This window comes from Streptomyces sp. NPDC058157 (assembly GCF_042884105.1).
GTDB lineage: Bacteria > Actinomycetota > Actinomycetes > Streptomycetales > Streptomycetaceae > Streptomyces.
In genome coordinates this window covers 1-1,040 of sequence record NZ_JBHVUQ010000447.1, presented here as the reverse complement: position 1 = coordinate 1,040, position 1,040 = coordinate 1, and the positions used below count along the sequence as shown (strand labels likewise).

Sequence of the window (1,040 nt, the reverse complement as noted above, 5' to 3'; positions counted from 1 at the left end):
GGGGAGCGGAGGGGCCGGGGCCGGCGGGTCCGGCCACTTCGGGCACGGCCACCTCGGGCACGGCCACCTCGGGCACGGCCACCTCGGGCACGGCCACCTCGGGCACGGCCACGGTGAGTCGGCGGCCGTCGGGGGCGGGGCCCGCCGCGCAGGCGGGGCAGGGGGCGGTGAGGTGGGAGCGGACGGGGCCGGGGAAGGCGCGCAGGAGGCTGCCCGCGACACCGGCGGCGGCGTCGAGCAGTCCGCAGGCACCGCGCCCGCGCAGCCCGCGCGACCAGCGCAGCAGGGCGTCGGCGGTGTCCGGGCCGGCGGCGCCGGCGGCGAGGGAGCGCAGGGCGTCCGCGACGGCCGCGGTGCCGGAGACGCACACGCCGCACTGCCGCGCGCTCTCGGCGGCGAGGTGGGCGGCCGCGTCGGCGGCGGTGGCCACCGGGCAGTCCCCGGGGCCGAGGAAGCGGATCGCTCCGCAGCCCAGGGAGGTGCCGGCGGCGGCGAGGGCGCCGGGTTCGAGGGGGAGGTCCAGGGCGGCGGCGCCGACGAGGCCGCCGAACAGGCCGCCCATCAGGGCCCCGGCCGCGCGGGGGCCGCCGAGCGCCCCGGCCAGGGCGCGCAGGGGGGTTCCGTACGGCACTTCGGCCAGGACGGCGGTGGCGCCGTGGCCGGAGAGGGTGACCAGGGTGGCTCCGGCGATGGTGAGGGACAGTGCGGGCCGGGCGGCGGTGAGGGCGATCCGGGCGAGGGTCTCGACGTTGGAGACCAGGGTCGGGGCCCCGCCGACGCCCCGTTCGTAGGGGCGGGGCGGTTTGGGTGCGGGCAGGGCGGGGCCGCCGTCGATCCTGCGGACCACCGCGGTCTCCTCGCCGGCCACGTAGGCGTGGCCGGTCTCGACCACCTCCACGGGCAGCGGCGGCGGGTGTTCGGCCAGGGCCCGGCGCACGCTCCGGCCCGCGGCCGGGTCGGAGAGGTAGACGTAGCCGCGTACGGCGCCGGTGACGGCGGCCGCGCGGGCCAGCCCGTCGAGGACCAGGTGCGGCCGGGCC

The 1,040-nt window shown here is 81.3% G+C and carries 1 protein-coding gene; it reads right to left on the bottom strand.

Annotated elements, in window-relative coordinates:
• On the bottom strand, positions 1–1,040 hold a 1,040-nt coding region (locus ACFVXK_RS38740), incomplete at both ends, for an NADH-ubiquinone oxidoreductase-F iron-sulfur binding region domain-containing protein (RefSeq protein ID WP_389622128.1).